Below are 17,881 nucleotides of genomic sequence, written 5' to 3'. Positions count from 1 at the left end.
ATCGTCCTAATTCAGTAGGTTATATCAGCCAGACTAAACTTGCCATACGTCCAGTGATTCCATCGCGCCGATAAGAGAAAAATTGCTGTTTTTCACTCACAGTACAGCAATTACCGCCATAAATAGCGTGAATACCTGCAGCCTGTAGCCGCAAATGAGCCAATAGATAGATGTCAGCGAGATATTTAGTGCCTGAGGGAACAAAAGCAGAGGCGGATGCTGGGTCGATATTGATAAAGGCCTGTTTCACCTCTTCACCCACTTCGAACTGCTGTGGGCCAATGGCTGGGCCTAACCAGGCAATAATAGAAGCAGGGGCCGCGTTGAACTGCGCCAGCGTCTGTTCAAGGACGCCAGCACATAAACCACGCCAACCAGCATGTGCGGCCGCAACTTCATCGCCTGCTAATGAACAAAACAGGACCGGTAGGCAATCTGCGGTCATTACGGCACAAACTTGCCCGGCAACCCGGCTATAAGCCGCGTCAGCCTGTACATCAGCTACCGCCTTACCATCCAGATGCAGGACACGAGTACCATGCACCTGCTCCAACCAAACAGGCATTTGCGGCAAGCCAGCCAGTTCAACTAATCGCTGGCGATTAGCTGTCACACTGGCTGCAACATCACCAACATGGGTACCAAGGTTTAATGAATCATAAGGCGATTCGCTGATACCACCGTGACGGGTGGTGCTACATGCCTTAACACCGGCAGGCATCGGCCAGTCTGGAAGTATCAGTTGGGGACTCATTACCAATCCATCTGGTCTTTGAATTCTTCAGTATCAGCCTTCAGCGCATTTATCAGCTCAACCATATCTTCTGGTAATGCTGCATGCCATTCCATTTGGATACCACTGATAGGGTGATACAAACGCAGCATGGTTGCATGCAATGCCTGACGATCAAAACCACGCAGAATGGAAATAAAGGAATCAGAGGCGCCTCTAGGTGGGCGCGGACGGCCACCATAAAACTGATCACCCACCAGTGGATGGTTAATATGAGACATATGCACGCGGATCTGATGGGTACGGCCCGTTTCTAAACGCAAACGCAGGCGGGTATGGGCGCGGAAATGCTCCATAATCCGGTAATGGGTAGTTGCTGGTTTACCCATTGGGTGCACAGCCATGTGAGTACGCTTGGTGGAATGACGAGAAATTGGCTCATCGACCCGACCGCCCGCAGTCATATTGCCAATGGCTACGGCTTCATATTCACGGGTAATTTCACGCGCTTGCAGTGCTTCAACCAAACGCGTTTGTGCCGGAACCGTTTTTGCTACTACCATCAAACCAGTAGTATCTTTATCCAGGCGATGAACGATACCCGCGCGCGGGACATCCATGATTTCAGGATAATAATAGAGCAGCGCATTCAGAACCGTACCATCTGGGTTGCCGGCTCCGGGATGCACAACTAAACCACGGGGTTTATTAATGACCAAAATATCGTTATCTTCATAGACGATATCCAGTGGGATGTCTTGAGGCGCCCAGCGGGCATCTTCCTCAATTTGCGCGTCAATGGCGACGAGCTCACCACCCAACACTTTTTCTTTAGGCTTATTAATTGTTTTACCGTCGACTGTAACCCTGTCTTCCAAAATCCACTCTTTTATGCGAGATCTTGAATAATCAGGGAACAATTCGGCCAAAGCCTGATCTAACCGTTGACCGAGTTGAGATTCGGCCACCGTTGCGCTGAGTTGTACTTGTTGTGCCATATGCAGCTTCTTGTTCGTTAACGTTGGGTTTTGACGGCGATGCCGTTTAATATAATGTGCTATTGTATCTAGATCTTTGTCGGGAGCTTAACGGACAGTCTCCCGGAATAACACTTCGAGGATAATCAAAACGTCATGACGCGTATGAAATATCTGGTGGCTGCCGCCACGTTGAGCCTGGTGCTGACCGGTTGCTCCAGTAACAAGGACGTGGTTCCCGATAACCCGCCTTCTGAGCTCTATGCTACCGCTCAGCAAAAACTGCAGGACGGTAACTTTAAGGGAGCTATTACGCAACTAGAAGCGTTAGATAACCGCTATCCTTTCGGGCCTTACTCCCAACAAGTTCAGCTTGATTTGATTTATGCGTATTATAAATCTGCTGATCTGCCGTTGGCGCAAGCCTCAATCGATCGCTTTATGCGCCTCAATCCAACACATCCTAACATCGATTACGTATTATATATGCGTGGTTTGACTGACATGGCTCTGGATGACAGCGCATTGCAAGGTTTCTTCGGGATTGATCGTTCAGACCGCGACCCGCAACATGCCAAGGCCGCATTCCGCGATTTTAACCAGTTGATTCAAAACTATCCGAACAGCCAGTACGCAACTGATGCGCAAAAACGCCTGACGTTCTTGAAAAATCGTCTGGCCAAGCATGAACTGGCCGTGGCGCAATATTACACTAAACGAGGCGCTTACGTCGCGGTAGTTAACCGTGTAGAACAAATGTTGAGAGATTATCCTGATACTCAAGCAACCCGTGATGCGTTGCCATTGATGGAAAATGCTTATAAACAACTGCAACTCAATGCCGAGGCAGACAAAGTTGCCAAGATAATTGCAGCGAACCCAGCCTGATATTGTCTGGCTCGATAAAATAACAAACGGCAGCCTAGGCTGCCGTTTTCAATTCTTGCCTTACGGCAGATGTTCACTTTACTGGTGTAGGCCGAGAAAACTCACTGCATCAGACTATCGCGCTAATATCCTATCTAAAACAGAAAAATAACGCCGTTTTTAACTGAATGCAGGCAATATAACTTATCAATAATGCGGCATTATAATCAATGATTCAAGCCCCCAGCCGCTATTCCTGACGTTGAATCACAGTTCCCATGACCTTTGCAAAAAGTGACAAAAAAAAGTGACCTTGATCATACATTTTGTGAGAAAGAGAGGTATGCTGAAGTTATCCAAGACGGAGCAGACAGAGAGGTAAGTCATATGACAGTCAACATTACCAGTAAGCAAATGGATATTACCCCAGCAATTCGCAAGCATGTTGAAGACCGTCTCACCAAACTGGATAAATGGCAGGCCCAGTTAATAAACCCGCACATCGTACTGTCTAAAGGTCCACAAGGATTTGTTGCCGATGCAACTATCAGTACACCAATGGGGCCATTGGTTGCCAGTGCCAAACATGATGACATGTATGCTGCAATTAATGAGCTTATCACCAAACTAGAACGCCAATTAAATAAAGTGCAGCACAAAGGTGAAGCTCGCCGCGCAGCAAGTAGTGTTAAAGAAGCTAATCTGGAATCAGTAGATGTAGAGGAAGAAGAGTCCGAGCAAGAACAATAGCCGGAGCCATCCATCTCATTTCGGATCTAACGCGCCTTTGGGCGCGTTTTTTATTGACAGCAATTCAGGCTGGCGGTTAATTTAGAGTCTGATCAGTTTTAAGAACTGACTTTCTTTACTATTTATTTTCGTGGCAACACACTTACGAGTAAAACAGGTAACCAGTAACGATGATCAATAAAGTGTTTTTCTTCGCATTCTTTTTTACCTTCCCCTGATTGGGAGGCGTTTCGTCGTGTGATAAAGAATGCGAAGACGAACAACAAAGCCTCCCAAGCGGGAGGCTTTTTTTATGTGTATATCCTCGTCATACTTCAAGCTGCATGTGCATTGGCTACCTTCCTGCTGCTCGAATTATTTAGGGTATAATCATTCAGAAAAATAAGGCAAATCCCTATGACCGATAATCCATTACTGGTGCTACGTGAACGCATCAGCGCACTAGACTTAAAACTGCTCGCCTTGCTGGCAGAGCGGCGTGAATTAGCAGTGGATGTCGCTAAAGCTAAGCAGCTCCATCATCGTCCTATTCGCGATAAAGAGCGTGAACGTGACTTACTGGATGCCTTGATAACTGCCGCTAAGCCCTATGACCTCGACGGATTCTATGTCACTCGTCTGTTCCAACTTATTATCGAAGACTCGGTCTTAACTCAGCAGGCACTGTTACAACATCAGCTTAATCAAACCGCCCTGCATTCTGCCCGTATCGCTTTCCTTGGCCCAAAAGGCTCTTATTCACATCTGGCTGCACGTCAATATGCCGCTCGTCATTTTGAGCAACTGATTGAATGTGGTTGTCAGAAATTCCAAGATATTTTCACTCAGGTAGAAACCGGGCAAGCGGATTACGCCGTCTTACCGATAGAGAACACCAGTTCCGGCTCTATTAACGACGTTTATGATTTGCTGCAACACACCAGTTTGTTCATCGTAGGGGAAATAACCAACCCTATTGACCACTGTGTTCTGGTTGCAACTGAAACTGACCTGAGCAAAATCGAAACCGTATACAGTCACCCACAACCTTTCCAGCAGTGCAGCCAGTTCATTAATCGTTTCCCTCATTGGAAAATTGAGTATTGCGAAAGCACTGCTGCGGCGATGGAAAAAGTGGCACAAATGAACTCGCCAACAGCCGCCGCTCTGGGTAGTGAAGCCGGTGGTGCACTGTATAATTTGCAGGTGCTGGAACATAATCTGGCGAATCAGCAACAAAATATCACTCGCTTCATTGTTCTTGCCCGTAAGTCCATTGAAGTTTCAGAGCAGATACCGGCCAAAACTACCTTAATTATGGCGACGGGTCAGCAATCAGGGGCACTGGTTGAAGCACTATTAGTGCTGCGAGACCACGGTATCATCATGACGAAACTGGAATCCCGCCCGATTAATGGCAATCCATGGGAAGAGATGTTTTATATTGATGTGCAGGCTAATTTACGGTCCGATTCGATGCAAAAAGCGCTGGCAGACTTAGCACCTATTACCCGTTCATTGAAAATATTGGGTTGCTACCCAAGCGAGAACGTGATTCCGGTCAATCCAAGTTAACGCAGCTTTAGAGATTCACAACGCTTAGGATTTACAAGGCCCAAGGATGGGCCGAGTAACAAGTGCAACCAATGACGGGTATGATTATAGCCGGCTATCGTTCGCCTGACGCAGCAATGAACGGCTCTCCACCAGAAAACGCTCTGCATAATCGCCAAACCAGTGCTCAACTTTCTGAAAACTTTGGACAAAGGCTTGTTTATCACTCTGCTCGAGCAAAGTAATCGCTTCACCAAAGCGTTTGTAATAACGTTTAATTAGCGCCAGATTATCTTCCGAAGACATAATAATATCGGCATAAAGTTGTGGGTCTTGCGCAAACAACCGCCCAACCATCGCCAGTTCCAGACGATAAATCGGTGAAGACAGTGCCAACAATTGCTCTAGCTGCACGTTTTCCTCAGCCAGATGTAGCCCATAGGCAAAGGTCGCAAAATGCCGTAATGCCTGAATAAATGCCATATTCTGATCATGTTCGACAGCGCTGATGCGGTGTAATCTTGCCCCCCATACCTGTAACTGTTCCAACAGCCACTGGTATGCTTGCGGGTCGCGACCATCACAATACACCACCACTTGCTTCGCCAGACTCCCCACATCAGGGCCAAACATCGGATGCAGACCCACAACCGGCCCTTCATGAGCAGCCAGCATGGCTTGCAGCGGCTTGTTTTTCACCGAAGCGAGATCCAATAAAATGCAATCTGGCGGTAATTTTGGCAATCGCCCAATCACTTCTTCAGTGATATGGATGGGTACACTAACAATCACCATACCAGCATCCGCCAGAATGGACTCAGCCTGTGGCCAGTCCTCTTGCTCCAGTGTTTTCACCTGGTAACCAGACAAGCCCAGCATGCGGCTAAATAAACGCCCCATCTGCCCTTGCCCACCGATAATGACTACGGGCCGCAATTGTGGGCACAAGGTTTTAAAACCTTTGTCATTCTCGCTGGTATAAGACTCTCGCATTATCCGACGCAATACGTCTTCAATCAAATCCGGCGGTACACCTAAAGCCTCAGCTTCCTGTCGGCGTGAGGCCAACATCAAAGCCTCACGATCTGGAACATAAATAGGTAAACCATAACGGCTTTTAACTTCACCTACTTCTGCCACTAAATGCAGGCGTTTAGCCAGCAAGTCCAACAGGGCTTTATCGACTTCATCAATTTGATCGCGTAAAGCGGTCAGTTCAGCCACCATACTTACTCTTCCTCTACAGTCCGTGCCGCCAGCACTGAACGCAATTCTTGATGCATGCCACGTAACAAGGTTTCGGTGCTTTCCCAGTTAATACAGGCATCGGTCACTGAAACCCCGTAGTGCATAGCAGTACGGGGTTGTTCAGATGACTGATTCCCTTCGTGGATGTGGCTTTCCAACATCACACCGGTGATAGAACGATTACCCGCCTTGATCTGTTCAACCACAGATTCAGCGACGGCAGTCTGGCGACGGTAGTCTTTATTCGAATTACCATGACTGCAATCTATCATTAAGGATGGAGTGAGTCCCGCATCCTGCATCTGTTTTTCACACTGAGCGACATCTTGTGCACTGTAGTTAGGGGTTTTGCCACCACGTAAAATCACATGACCGTGTGGATTGCCCTGGGTTTGCAACAAACAAACCTGACCGGATTGGTTAATTCCCATAAAGCGATGTGGCATAGCCGCAGCACGCATTGCATTGATTGCGGTGCCCAAACTGCCATCAGTACCATTCTTGAATCCAACTGGCATGGATAAACCAGATGCCATTTCACGGTGAGTTTGTGATTCAGTGGTACGCGCACCAATTGCTGACCAACTGAACAAATCACCCAGGTATTGCGGGCTATTCGGATCCAGTGCCTCAGTTGCCAACGGCAACCCCATACCCACTAAATCCAGCAGTAATCGACGGGCAATATGTAAGCCAGCTTCCACATCGAAAGAGCCATCCATTGCCGGGTCATTGATAAGGCCTTTCCAACCGACAGTAGTTCTTGGTTTTTCAAAATAGACACGCATAACGATATATAAGCTATCACTCAACTCCGCAGAGAGTGTTTTCAAACGACGCGCATAATCCAGAGCAGCATCCACATCGTGGATCGAACATGGGCCACAAACGACTAATAAACGTGGATCTCGTCCTTGAACAATGTCAGCAATGGTTTTGCGAGCGGATTCAATCGCATACTGATCATTGTCGCTCAAAGGAAACTGGTTTTTCAGTTCTTCCGGGGTTATCAGTATTTGTTCAGCACTGATATGGACATTATTGAGCGCATCTTTTTGCATGATCATATTCTTTACCCTATCTCTGTTTAGCGGATGTCGTTTAGCGTATTTATCGTTTGATGGGGTACACAATACCATGACGTGTAAAGTTTTCAATCCATATGTGTAAATAAATAATTACCACACTTTTACCACCCTATTTCTGTCCGACTTTTGCGGTAAGTCGCAGTTTCCGCAGATGGTCCCAACCTCCCTCGGAGGCCATGATAGAATGCGGAAAATTTGTGGAGGCTGTATGTTAAGAGTCATCATCGTCGACGATGAGCAACCTGCGCGTGAAGATTTACGCGAAAGACTAAGTGAAGAACACGATATTGAGATCGTCGCCGAATGCAGTAATGCACTGGAAGCAATCCCTGCAATCCAGCGCTTACAGCCCGACGTGGTGTTTCTCGACATCCAAATGCCAAGAATTAATGGCCTGGAATTGGCATCAATGTTGAATCCAGAAAACATGCCACACATCGTGTTTGTTACCGCTTACGATGAATATGCTATCCGTGCATTTGAAGAGCACGCCTTTGACTATCTGTTAAAACCACTCGATTATCAACGGCTGGCAAAAACGCTAATACGCTTAAGACGCGGCCTTACCGTAAATAATAATTTACATAAAATCACTGAACCCATGCTGCGGCATATCCCCTGTTCCGGTCATAACCGTATTTTTTTGCTGAAAATTGAAGAAGTAGAATATCTAAGCTCTGAGCTTAGCGGGGTGCATGTCGTCGGGACAGTGCAATCAGGCTATACCCAGTTGTCACTCAAAACACTCGAAGAAAAAACACCATTTATCCGCTGCCACCGTCAATATATGGTGAATACTGAACAACTGGGAGAAATTCAACTGATGGATAACGGCTCAGCCGAAGTGATTACCCGTAGCGGTAGGCATATCCCGGTGAGTCGCCGCTACTTAAAATCACTGAAGGAGAAATTAGGTATTAGTTGAGAGATGTGGCAGTTAAAAATCACAGAAAATTCCCCGACCGATTGTACGTTTTATCAATGCATGCCAATCATTAACAGCATGGCGGTGCCAACGCAAAAGGAAAACCGCCCTCAAGTTATGATCCAATTGATAATATTAATGTGTTAAAACGGGAAGTAATAAGTGTTATTAGAAAATTAACACATTAATTGAATACAATATTTATACATTATTTTCACAATCAGACCATATATCCCATAATTCCCTCCTCACGCCACTTTAATTAATTAGAAAAGTCTGGGCTGATATAAAAATAGAGGCAGATCTCAGATTTAATTAATTACATAACTAAACAATACTCCCTTGATATTAGCCAAGTTTTAATCAATACAATCTGTGCTCTGATAGAGAAAGTCGAGTAAGAGCCATGCTCATTGCTTAAAACCAGCAAATACCTAACCGAATTTCATTCATGTTGGAAGCAAGGGAACGTTATGATAACACTACAATTTATAATTATAATTATATGTCTACTACTGGGGACACGCTACGGAGGTATGGGGCTGGGGTTAATAAGTGGTATCGGCTTATTTATTCTAACCTTTATCTTTGGGCTTGAACCAGGGAAACCACCAGTAGATGTCATGCTCACCATATTAGCTGTTATTGGTTGTGCATCTGTATTACAAACTGCCGGTGGATTAAATGTAATGATGCAATTTGCCGAGCGCTTATTACGTCGGCACCCTCAGCATATTACGCTACTAGCTCCATTTACAACCTGGTCATTAACCTTTTTATGTGGCACCGGGCACGTTGTTTATACCATGTTCCCGATTATTTCTGATATTGCCATTAAGAAAGGTATTCGCCCGGAACGACCAATGGCTGTTGCATCCGTTGCTTCACAAATGGCTATTACCGCCTCACCCGTATCGGTAGCTGTCGTATCATTAGTATCAATTATTGGTGCCAACCACGGTATCGGCCATGCTTACAGCATTCTGGAGATTCTGGCCGTATCAGTCCCAGCCTCTTTAGTTGGGGTACTAATGGCAGCCTTGTGGAGTCTGCGTCGTGGTAAAGACCTGGATAAAGACCCTGATTTTCAAGAGAGAATTAAAGATCCAGAGCAACGCTCCTTTATCTATGGTTCAACAGATACATTATTGAATCAGGTTTTCCCGAAACAAGCCTACTGGTCTACCTGGATATTCTTCGCAGCTATCGCAATAGTGGTATTACTGGGCGCTTTTGCTGATCTGCGACCAGCCTTTGAAGTTAAGGGCAAATTGCAGTCACTGTCAATGAACCTGGTTATTCAGATGATGATGCTGATAGCTGGTGCGGTTATATTGATGGGCTGTAAAGTTAAACCCAGTGATATCTCTAACGGTGCCGTATTTAAAGCTGGCATGGTTGCTATCTTCTCGGTATTCGGTGTTGCCTGGATGAGTGATACCTTCTTCCAAGCCCATATGGGTGATTTGAAACTGGTATTGGAAGATGTCGTGAAAAGTAAGCCTTGGACTTATGCCATTGTTCTGTTCTTGGTTTCCAAACTGGTAAACAGCCAAGCGGCAGCATTAGCCGCCATCGCACCAATGGGCCTGCAACTTGGTGTTGATCCTAAAATGTTGATTGCCTTCTTCCCTGCAGCTTATGGCTACTTTGTTCTGCCAACTTATCCAAGCGACCTTGCTTGCATCGGTTTTGACCGTTCAGGTACCACCAAGATTGGTAAATTTATCATTAACCATAGTTTTATCATCCCAGGTCTTATCGGTGTTATTAGCTCGTGTATCACCGGTTACCTACTGGTAACGACCTTTATGTAATTACTCGGTATACAGATGATATGCAAAGAGGCCAGTCCATTGTGAACTGGCCTCTTTAATTTTGTGGCATAAGAATTTCATGCTGTGAACAAAATATCTGTTTTTATTATTTTATTACTCACAGTAAAAAGTTGATACACTCTTTTTATTACATTTTAAGAATTAACTCATCGGAAAAACCTTCTTATTATAATTAATTATTCAATCCGAAATATCTTCTGATTTAGTTGGATCACAACTGCTACAATGCGGGCCGCAGCACAAAAATCATTTTTTTCACCATGGGCCTATTATGTTTTCTTTGCGTCATACCAGGGCGTTGCCGTTTTATCTCAGCGCAATCGCTTTATCCCTCATCAGCACTTCAGTTCTTGCTGATGGGACTGTTTTTACTGCCTTAGATGATCCAGCTACAGCCAAGAAGAGCTTTGATGGTACTGTCGAGGCTGGCTATACCGCACAATCAGGTAATACCACTAACTCAACGTTGACCGCTAACTCAACGTTAACCTGGTTCCAACCTAACACCGCCTATAGTTTGTGGGGAGCCGCACGTAATACCAGCGCTAACAATCAACGCTCTTCCGAACGTTACCAGCTAGGCGGGCGTACCCGCTATAATCTGACTGACAGTAACTACCTGTTCGGGCAAGCCAGTTGGCTGAATGATCGCTACAACGGTTTTGATTCCCGGTCGGTATTAACTACCGGTTATGGCCGCCAGATTATGACCACACCGTTGCACAACCTACGGGTGGAATTTGGTCCCGGTGTTCGCCACGATGAATTTTATGGTGGTGGTCGAGCCACTAAAGCATTGGCTTATGGCGGTGCGAACTATACCTATCAACTAACTGATAATACGGTGTTTAGCGAAGGGGTTTCCGCATTAGCGAACGAAGAAACTACACTGAACTCTGAAACTGCGTTAAATGTTGCCATCAATAAAAGTTTCGCACTGCGCCTGGCTTATGTTGTGACTTATAACACTAAGCCACCTGCCAGCGCGCCTAAAAATACTGATACCACAACATCAATAACTCTGGTTTACGGCCTGTAATCATCTATTAGTCTCTTTAGCGTGGTGTGATGCCACGCTAATTATCTCAGTTCGCCTTCCCCCACTTATCGCGCTGAAATCTCTGTCGTTTTTTTGTCATCATTGAAACAAAAAAAGGGGTCAGCCGATGGCTAACCCCTTCATAACTATTAACTTTTGGATGCAGCGCTAGCTGTATCTTAGTTAAGACGCTCTTTAATACGAGCAGACTTACCAGTACGCTCACGCAGATAGTACAGTTTCGCTTGACGAACGGCACCACGACGTTTCACAGTAATGCTGTCGATTACTGGGGAGTGAGTTTGGAATACACGCTCAACACCTTCGCCGTTGGAAATTTTACGAACGGTGAACGCAGAATGCAGACCGCGGTTACGAATAGCGATAACCACGCCCTCGAATGCCTGCAGACGCTTTTTAGAACCTTCAACAACCCATACCTTCACTTCCACGGAATCACCCGGACGGAATGCAGGTACGTCCTGCTTCATCTGCTCTTGTTCGATTTGCTTGATAATATTGCTCATAATAAGTCTCTTACCCTAGGTAAACTGATATATCAGGAAGTTGGCACGCGGCACAACACTCCTTTCATAGTTCTGTTGCTTCAGGGCTTGTGTTCCCGTTGGAACTCAGCCAGCAACACCATTTGCTCGTCAGTCAGAGCTAGGCTTTCTAGAAGTTCAGGTCTTCTAAGCCAGGTACGGCCCAGCGACTGCTTTAAGCGCCAGCGACGAATCTCGGCATGGTTGCCCGACAGTAATACTGGCGGAACTTCCATCCCTTCTAACACCTCAGGACGAGTGTAGTGTGGGCAATCCAGCAATCCATCAACAAAGGAATCTTCCTCTGCTGAAGCCTGATGACCTAGCACTCCCGGGATAAAGCGGGATACTGAATCTATCAGAGCCATTGCCGGCAGCTCTCCACCGCTGAGAACGTAATCACCAATTGACCATTCTTCATCAATTTCGGTTTTCAGTACGCGCTCATCAACACCTTCGTACCGACCACATACCAGAATCATCTTCTGATTGGTAGCCAGTTCGCAAACACCCTGTTGGTCCAGTTTGCGCCCTTGAGGTGACAGATAAATCACCTTTGCTCCCTCGCCTGCCGCTGCTTTTGCTGCATGAATGGCTTCCCTTAGCGGTTGCACCATCATCAGCATTCCCGGGCCACCGCCGTATGGGCGGTCATCCACGGTACGATGCCGATCGTAGGTAAAGTCACGAGGACTCCAACACTGCACGCTCAGCAGGCCATTTTTTACTGCCCGGCCAGTTACCCCGTAATCGGTTATTGCGCGGAACATCTCGGGAAACAGGCTAATAACACCGATCCACATCGTTTTGTTCCACTCACTTTTGCCGTTTAATTCGGAGGTCAAAAACCAGGATCCCAATCTACCTCAACACGTTGAGCAGTGAGATCGACTTTCTTGATAACCTGCCCATGAAGAAACGGGACCAACCGCTCCTTCATACCGAATGCATCTTTCAGGTTTGCCTTCACTACCATCACATCGTTAGAACCGGTTTCCATCATATCGATGATTTTACCCAGTTCGTAACCCGTGGTTGTTACTACCTGACAGCCCATAAGGTCTTTCCAGTAGTAATCATCCTCTTCTAGTGCGGGTAGTTGCTTGGAATCTACGATAATTTCGCAATTAGTCAGTAAATTCGCGGCATCCCGATCGTCAACACCTTTAACTTTGATGATCAGATCTTGACTGTGGCGCTTCCAGTCTTCCAACTCGACATGCTGCCACTTACCGGCCTGCTGGATAAACCACGGCTGGTAATCAAAAATGCTTTCGGCGTTTTCGGTGGATGAAAATACTCTGAGCCAACCGCGAATGCCGTAAGTTGAACCCATTTTACCGAGTACAATCGGCTGATCGGGAACCACTGGATTGAGTTGCTTGCTCATAATAACCACCACCGCGACAGATTAAGCTGCTTTCTTAGCGTCTTTGATCAGCGCAGATACGCGATCAGAAACTGTTGCACCCAGGCCAACCCAATGTTCGATACGGTCCAGGTCCAAACGCAGAGCTTCAGCCTGACCAGCTGCGATCGGGTTAAAGAAGCCTACACGTTCGATAAAACGACCGTCACGAGCATTACGGCTGTCGGTCACTACTACTTGATAGAACGGACGCTTTTTAGCGCCGCCACGAGCCAAACGAATTGTTACCATAACATCCTCTTTAGTTAATAAAACAACTGGACCCCATCGGGGAACGGGGTCCAGTTGCAATATAAAAAGCCCGAAAATTTTACTCATTTTGGCGCAAAAAGCAATCTAAAGCGTAGATTCCTGTGCGCTAGTTTTGGAATGAGTACAGTTTTCTTCGTTTACCGCCGTTTTCAGCGGGAAATCATTACTCATCTCACACGGTTAACACCACTGCGTGAAATATACCCTTCGTACTTGAAACCACAGGGTTGTTGGCTGCGCGCACTAACCCGAATCATTTACTTGAGTAAGTTCATCGTGATTAGTTTACTGGCCGCCTACCTGAAACCCCAATCACTTTGGGTATGACGTTTAGCGGCCTGGGAAACCCGGTGGCATCATACCCTTCATGCCACGCATCATTTTAGCCAAGCCACCATTCTTCATTTTCTTCATCATGCGCTGCATTTCATCAAACTGCTTAAGTAAGCGGTTAACATCCTGTACCTGCACGCCAGAACCAGTAGCAATACGGCGCTTACGCGAGCCTTTGATGATCTCTGGTTTAGCACGTTCTTTCAGCGTCATCGAATTGATGATGGCCTCCATACGTACCGTCACCTTATCGTCCATCTGCGATTTCACGTTTTCTGGCAACTGACCGGCACCCGGCATTTTACTCAACATGCTGGCCATACCGCCCATATTGCGCATTTGCTTCAACTGATCAAGGAAGTCGTTGAGATCGAAACCATCACCTTTTTTCAGCTTGGTGGCTAGTTTCTCCGCCTGTGCACGGTCAACTTTGCTTTCGATATCTTCAATCAGCGACAGCACGTCGCCCATCCCCAGAATGCGTGAAGCCACGCGATCTGGGTGGAATGGTTCCAGTGCGTCGGACTTTTCACCCACGCCCAAGAATTTAATCGGCTTGCCGGTAATATGGCGGATAGACAGAGCCGCACCACCACGAGCATCACCATCAACTTTGGTCAGCACCACACCCGTGAGCGGCAACGCTTCGTTGAATGCTTTCGCCGTGTTTGCAGCATCCTGACCGGTCATTGCATCGACGACAAACAAGGTTTCAACCGGATTAATCGCGGCATGAATCTGTTTGATCTCGTCCATCATCGCTTCATCGACGTGCAAGCGACCGGCGGTATCGACAATCAGAACATCATAAAACTTAAGTTTTGCCTGTTGCAGGGCACGATTAACAATATCAATCGGCTTTTCTTGTACATCAGACGGGAAGAAATCAATATCAACACCCTGTGCCAGCGTCTCCAACTGTTTGATCGCCGCAGGGCGATACACGTCGGCAGACACAACCAGCACTTTTTTCTTCTGTTTCTCTTTAAGGAACTTACCCAGTTTGGCCACACTGGTGGTTTTACCCGCCCCTTGCAGACCGGCCATTAACACCACTGCTGGCGGTTGAGCGGCCAGATTCAGTTCGTTATTGACCTCACCCATGGCGGTGATAAGTTCATTTTTAACTATTTTGACGAATTCTTGGCCTGGTGTGAGGCTTTTATTCACCTCATGCCCGACAGCACGCTCTTTTACTCGGTTGATAAAGTCACGAACCACCGGCAGGGCTACGTCAGCTTCCAGTAACGCCATGCGCACTTCACGCAGCGTTTCTTTAATATTTTCTTCTGTCAGCCGGCCACGGCCGCTGATATTGCGCAGTGTGCGCGACAATCGATCAGTTAAGTTCTCAAACATTGTCTCATACTCAACGTGGAAACAGGCCGCTCTGGCGACACAATGGGGGGATTATAACACGAAGCTTAAACGATCTCTGCTCTCACGTCGGAGAACGGTTGGAGAGGAACGCGCTCAACGCTATACTGGCTATCTAATTCACTTAGCCGATGCTCATATACCGCTATGCCCGTGTTCTCCATTTTGGCTTTGATCGCTTATTTGCTCAGCCTGGGCCTGATTGTCCCAAGCTTGGTGCAGAAAAATAGTGCTTACCGGCGGTTAGCGCTGGTTTCTGCCGTCGTGGCTCTAGTGTGCCATGCTATTGCTCTGAAGCATCAGATTTTTGATGTCGGTGGGGGCCAAAACCTTACTTTATTGAATATTGGCTCCATCGTGGGGTTGATGATCTGCACTATCATGACTATCGTCGCCTCACGGGGGCGCGGTTGGTTCTTGCTGCCGATTGTCTATAGCTTCGCCATGATCAACCTGGCCCTTGCCAGTTTGCTACCGGGCGAGTTTATTACTCATCTGGAAACCAGCCCCACCATATTCGTTCACATTGGGTTGGCGCTTTTTGCTTACGCGACACTTATTATCGCAGCGTTATATGCATTACAACTGGCTTGGCTCGATTATCAGTTAAAGAATAAAAAACTGACATTTAATGCAGACATGCCACCATTAATGAGTATTGAGCGTAAAATGTTCCATATCACCCAAATTGGGGTGGTATTACTGACACTGACGCTGTGTACTGGTTTACTTTATATGGACAACATATTTAGTAAAGAAAACGTCCATAAAGCGGTGTTATCGATCATGGCCTGGTTTGTCTATATTGTTCTATTATGGGGCCATTACCATGAAGGCTGGCGTGGGCGTAGAGTGATTTGGTTCAGCTTCGCTGGTGCATTTCTACTTACGCTGGCCTATTTTGGCAGCCGCTTGGTGCAGGAAATTATAGTTCCTTAATCATCCTCTCCATCATCAGCGTATGGATCAGTTGAACTGACAGAGCCACCATCGCCATTAAGGAATACAGTGTTGGATCACGTATCAACTAGCACGCTGATCATTATTCTGGTCATTATGGTCGTGGTCTCGGCTTATTTTTCTGCCTCCGAAACCGGTATGATGACCCTTAACCGCTATCGTTTGCGCCATTTATCCAAACAGGGTAATCGCGCCGCACGGCGAGTTGAGAAACTACTAAGACGTCCCGACCGCCTGATAAGTCTGGTGTTAATCGGCAACAACCTGGTTAATATTTTGGCATCCGCCTTGGCAACTATTGTTGGTATCCGCTTATACGGGAATGCCGGAGTCGCAATAGCAACCGGAGTGCTGACTTTTGTGGTGCTGATTTTTGCTGAGGTGATGCCGAAAACTATCGCGGCACTTTATCCTGAACGTGTCGCCTTCCCCAGCAGTTTCTTACTGGTTCCCCTACAGAAAATTATGCTGCCACTGGTATGGTTGTTAAATACCATTACGCGCGCGCTGATGCGTCTGTGTGGCATTAGAGGGAATGTTCACAGAAGCGATGCCGTCAGCAAAGATGAATTGCGCAGTATTGTGAATGAATCCCACTCACAAATATCCCGCCGTAATCAAGATATGTTGATATCGGTACTGGACTTGGAAAAAGTTACCGTTAGCGACATCATGGTGCCACGCAATGAAGTGGTCGGTATTGACATCAATGATGACTGGAAGTCAATCATGCGCCAGTTAACCCACTCACCACATGGGCGCATCGTGTTGTATCGCCAGTCATTGGACGATGCCATCGGCATGTTACGTGTGCGGGAAGCCTATCGATTGATGACGGAGAAAAAAGAGTTCAATAAAGAGAATTTGCTGCGCGCAGCTGATGAAATTTACTTTATTCCAGAAGGCACACCACTGAATGTGCAACTGGTGAAATTCCAGAGAAATAAAGAGAAAGTCGGCATGATTGTCGATGAATATGGTGATATTCAAGGGTTGGTGACAGTTGAAGATATTTTGGAAGAGATCGTTGGCGACTTTACCACGTCAATGTCCCCAACACTGGCAGAAGAGGTCAATCCGCAAAGCGATGGTTCAGTACTCATTGATGGTAGCGCCAGCGTTCGTGAACTGAACAAAGCATTCAACTGGTCACTTCCGATCGATGCCCGTACCATCAATGGCATGCTGCTGGAAGAGCTACAAGAGATCCCACAGGTAGGTGCTCAGGTCCGTATCGGCAATTACCTAATTGATGTTCTGGATGTACAAGAGAACATGATTAAACAGGTGCGAGTCGCCCCCATAGTGTCTCAAGGCAGCTCCGCATAACTGCGTAACCAATGCGGCTAGCGAACATAAAAAAGACGCCTTATCAGCGTCTTTTTTGCATTAGCCTATCGAAAACTAAATATGTAATTCAGATAGTTTTTCTTTCGGCAGCGCCAGTTCTTCGTTGTGATTGATACGTACATCACGATCAAGGATACCTTTGGCAATCGCCTGAGCCTCCTCCAGTGAGTGCATATGATAAGTACCGCACTGATACTCATTCAGTTCAGGAATTTTCCGTTGGTCGGTTACCTTCAACACATCCGCCATTGCCGCTTTCCAGGCATTAGCAACGCGTTGCTCATCCGGCGTACCAATCAGGCTCATATAGAAACCGGTACGGCATCCCATTGGCGAGATATCGATAATCTCAACACCGTTGCCATTGAGGTGGTTACGCATAAAACCGGCAAATAGATGCTCCAGTGTATGAATCCCGCGTTCCGGCATCACTTCTTTATTTGGCACACAGAAGCGCAAATCAAATACAGTTATCTCGTCGCCATGAGGGGTTTTCATCGTCTTAGCAACACGCACAGCCGGTGCTTTCATAATGGTATGGTCTACGGTAAAGCTATCCAATAATGGCATTTAGTCACCTCCTCATAAAAAAATAATTTTTTATCTGATCTTTTTTCGCAATCCGTGAAACTTTTTC

General features: G+C 46.6%; 18 protein-coding genes and 1 other annotated feature. Of the genes, 8 read left to right on the top strand and 10 right to left on the bottom strand.

The features are described from left to right. Window positions 1-19 precede the first annotated feature (19 nt). Complete coding sequence (gene yfiH, locus Q2T72_RS04880; RefSeq protein ID WP_372568734.1) at window positions 20-754, bottom strand: purine nucleoside phosphorylase YfiH; 735 nt, start codon at window positions 752-754, stop codon at window positions 20-22. Beyond that, window positions 754-1,731: a 23S rRNA pseudouridine(1911/1915/1917) synthase RluD gene (gene rluD, locus Q2T72_RS04875; RefSeq protein WP_083160215.1), complete on the bottom strand. Its 978-nt coding sequence runs from the start codon at window positions 1,729-1,731 to the stop codon at window positions 754-756. Before rluD ends, yfiH begins: the two co-directional genes overlap by 1 nt. A 135-nt stretch (window positions 1,732-1,866) precedes the next feature. Here rluD and bamD point away from each other — a divergent pair, with 135 nt between their 5' ends. The 3 genes from bamD (at window position 1,867) to pheA (ending at window position 4,881) form a co-directional block, all read left to right on the top strand. After that, window positions 1,867-2,598 carry an outer membrane protein assembly factor BamD gene (gene bamD, locus Q2T72_RS04870; protein ID WP_032905545.1) on the top strand — a complete coding sequence of 244 codons (732 nt, stop codon included), beginning with the start codon at window positions 1,867-1,869 and terminating at the stop codon, window positions 2,596-2,598. A 366-nt stretch (window positions 2,599-2,964) separates the two neighbouring features. Then, a complete protein-coding gene (gene raiA, locus Q2T72_RS04865) occupies window positions 2,965-3,327 on the top strand; it encodes a ribosome-associated translation inhibitor RaiA (RefSeq protein ID WP_083160217.1) in 363 nt (120 codons plus the stop codon). A 169-nt stretch (window positions 3,328-3,496) separates the two neighbouring features. Further along, window positions 3,497-3,621, top strand: a sequence feature (Phe leader region). A gap of 102 nt (window positions 3,622-3,723) precedes the next feature. After that, window positions 3,724-4,881: a bifunctional chorismate mutase/prephenate dehydratase gene (pheA, locus tag Q2T72_RS04860; RefSeq protein WP_083160219.1), complete on the top strand. Its 1,158-nt coding sequence runs from the start codon at window positions 3,724-3,726 to the stop codon at window positions 4,879-4,881. Window positions 4,882-4,965: 84 nt separating this feature from the next. On the opposite strand, the gene tyrA is transcribed toward pheA, so the two are convergent. Both tyrA and Q2T72_RS04850 read right to left on the bottom strand, forming a co-directional pair. Next, window positions 4,966-6,087: a bifunctional chorismate mutase/prephenate dehydrogenase gene (gene tyrA / locus Q2T72_RS04855; protein ID WP_083160221.1), complete on the bottom strand. Its 1,122-nt coding sequence runs from the start codon at window positions 6,085-6,087 to the stop codon at window positions 4,966-4,968. A 2-nt stretch (window positions 6,088-6,089) separates the two neighbouring features. Continuing rightward, entirely contained in the window at window positions 6,090-7,169 is a 1,080-nt protein-coding gene (locus Q2T72_RS04850) for a 3-deoxy-7-phosphoheptulonate synthase (protein ID WP_083160223.1), read from the bottom strand. A 235-nt stretch (window positions 7,170-7,404) separates the two neighbouring features. Here Q2T72_RS04850 and btsR point away from each other — a divergent pair, with 235 nt between their 5' ends. From btsR to Q2T72_RS04835, 3 genes are all read left to right on the top strand, one after another. Beyond that, a complete protein-coding gene (gene btsR / locus Q2T72_RS04845) occupies window positions 7,405-8,121 on the top strand; it encodes a two-component system response regulator BtsR (protein ID WP_083160225.1) in 717 nt (238 codons plus the stop codon). 473 nt (window positions 8,122-8,594) lie between these two features. After that, entirely contained in the window at window positions 8,595-9,938 is a 1,344-nt protein-coding gene (locus Q2T72_RS04840) for an anaerobic C4-dicarboxylate transporter (protein ID WP_372558120.1), read from the top strand. A gap of 292 nt (window positions 9,939-10,230) precedes the next feature. Further along, window positions 10,231-10,998: a YdiY family protein gene (locus tag Q2T72_RS04835; RefSeq protein WP_083160229.1), complete on the top strand. Its 768-nt coding sequence runs from the start codon at window positions 10,231-10,233 to the stop codon at window positions 10,996-10,998. A 179-nt stretch (window positions 10,999-11,177) separates the two neighbouring features. On the opposite strand, the gene rplS is transcribed toward Q2T72_RS04835, so the two are convergent. The 5 genes from rplS to ffh form a co-directional block, all read right to left on the bottom strand. After that, window positions 11,178-11,525 (bottom strand): 50S ribosomal protein L19, encoded by a 348-nt coding sequence (rplS, locus tag Q2T72_RS04830; protein ID WP_005182038.1) that lies wholly within the window; start codon window positions 11,523-11,525, stop codon window positions 11,178-11,180. An 80-nt stretch (window positions 11,526-11,605) separates the two neighbouring features. Beyond that, a complete protein-coding gene (gene trmD, locus Q2T72_RS04825) occupies window positions 11,606-12,346 on the bottom strand; it encodes a tRNA (guanosine(37)-N1)-methyltransferase TrmD (protein WP_005182033.1) in 741 nt (246 codons plus the stop codon). A gap of 38 nt (window positions 12,347-12,384) precedes the next feature. Continuing rightward, window positions 12,385-12,933, bottom strand: a complete 549-nt coding sequence (rimM, locus tag Q2T72_RS04820; protein WP_032905542.1) for a ribosome maturation factor RimM — start codon at window positions 12,931-12,933, stop codon at window positions 12,385-12,387. 21 nt (window positions 12,934-12,954) lie between these two features. Beyond that, window positions 12,955-13,203 carry a 30S ribosomal protein S16 gene (gene rpsP / locus Q2T72_RS04815; protein ID WP_005182026.1) on the bottom strand — a complete coding sequence of 83 codons (249 nt, stop codon included), beginning with the start codon at window positions 13,201-13,203 and terminating at the stop codon, window positions 12,955-12,957. 351 nt (window positions 13,204-13,554) lie between these two features. After that, window positions 13,555-14,916, bottom strand: coding sequence for a signal recognition particle protein (gene ffh, locus Q2T72_RS04810; RefSeq protein WP_083160233.1), 1,362 nt, complete (start codon window positions 14,914-14,916; stop codon window positions 13,555-13,557). A 165-nt stretch (window positions 14,917-15,081) separates the two neighbouring features. Here ffh and Q2T72_RS04805 point away from each other — a divergent pair, with 165 nt between their 5' ends. Next, window positions 15,082-15,873, top strand: a complete 792-nt coding sequence (locus Q2T72_RS04805; RefSeq protein ID WP_083160235.1) for an inner membrane protein YpjD — start codon at window positions 15,082-15,084, stop codon at window positions 15,871-15,873. A 72-nt stretch (window positions 15,874-15,945) separates the two neighbouring features. Beyond that, on the top strand, window positions 15,946-17,223 hold the full coding sequence (locus tag Q2T72_RS04800; protein WP_193784716.1) for an HlyC/CorC family transporter: 1,278 nt from the start codon (window positions 15,946-15,948) through the stop codon (window positions 17,221-17,223). 75 nt (window positions 17,224-17,298) lie between these two features. Here the strand turns inward: Q2T72_RS04800 and luxS are convergent, their stop codons facing one another. Then, window positions 17,299-17,814, bottom strand: a complete 516-nt coding sequence (gene luxS / locus Q2T72_RS04795) for an S-ribosylhomocysteine lyase (RefSeq protein ID WP_083160240.1) — start codon at window positions 17,812-17,814, stop codon at window positions 17,299-17,301. Window positions 17,815-17,881: the final 67 nt, after the last annotated feature.

The sequence above is a fragment of the Yersinia sp. 2466 StPb PI genome (assembly GCF_041538325.1).
GTDB lineage: Bacteria > Pseudomonadota > Gammaproteobacteria > Enterobacterales > Enterobacteriaceae > Yersinia > Yersinia enterocolitica_E.
This window is presented reverse-complemented; position numbering and strand designations above follow the sequence as displayed.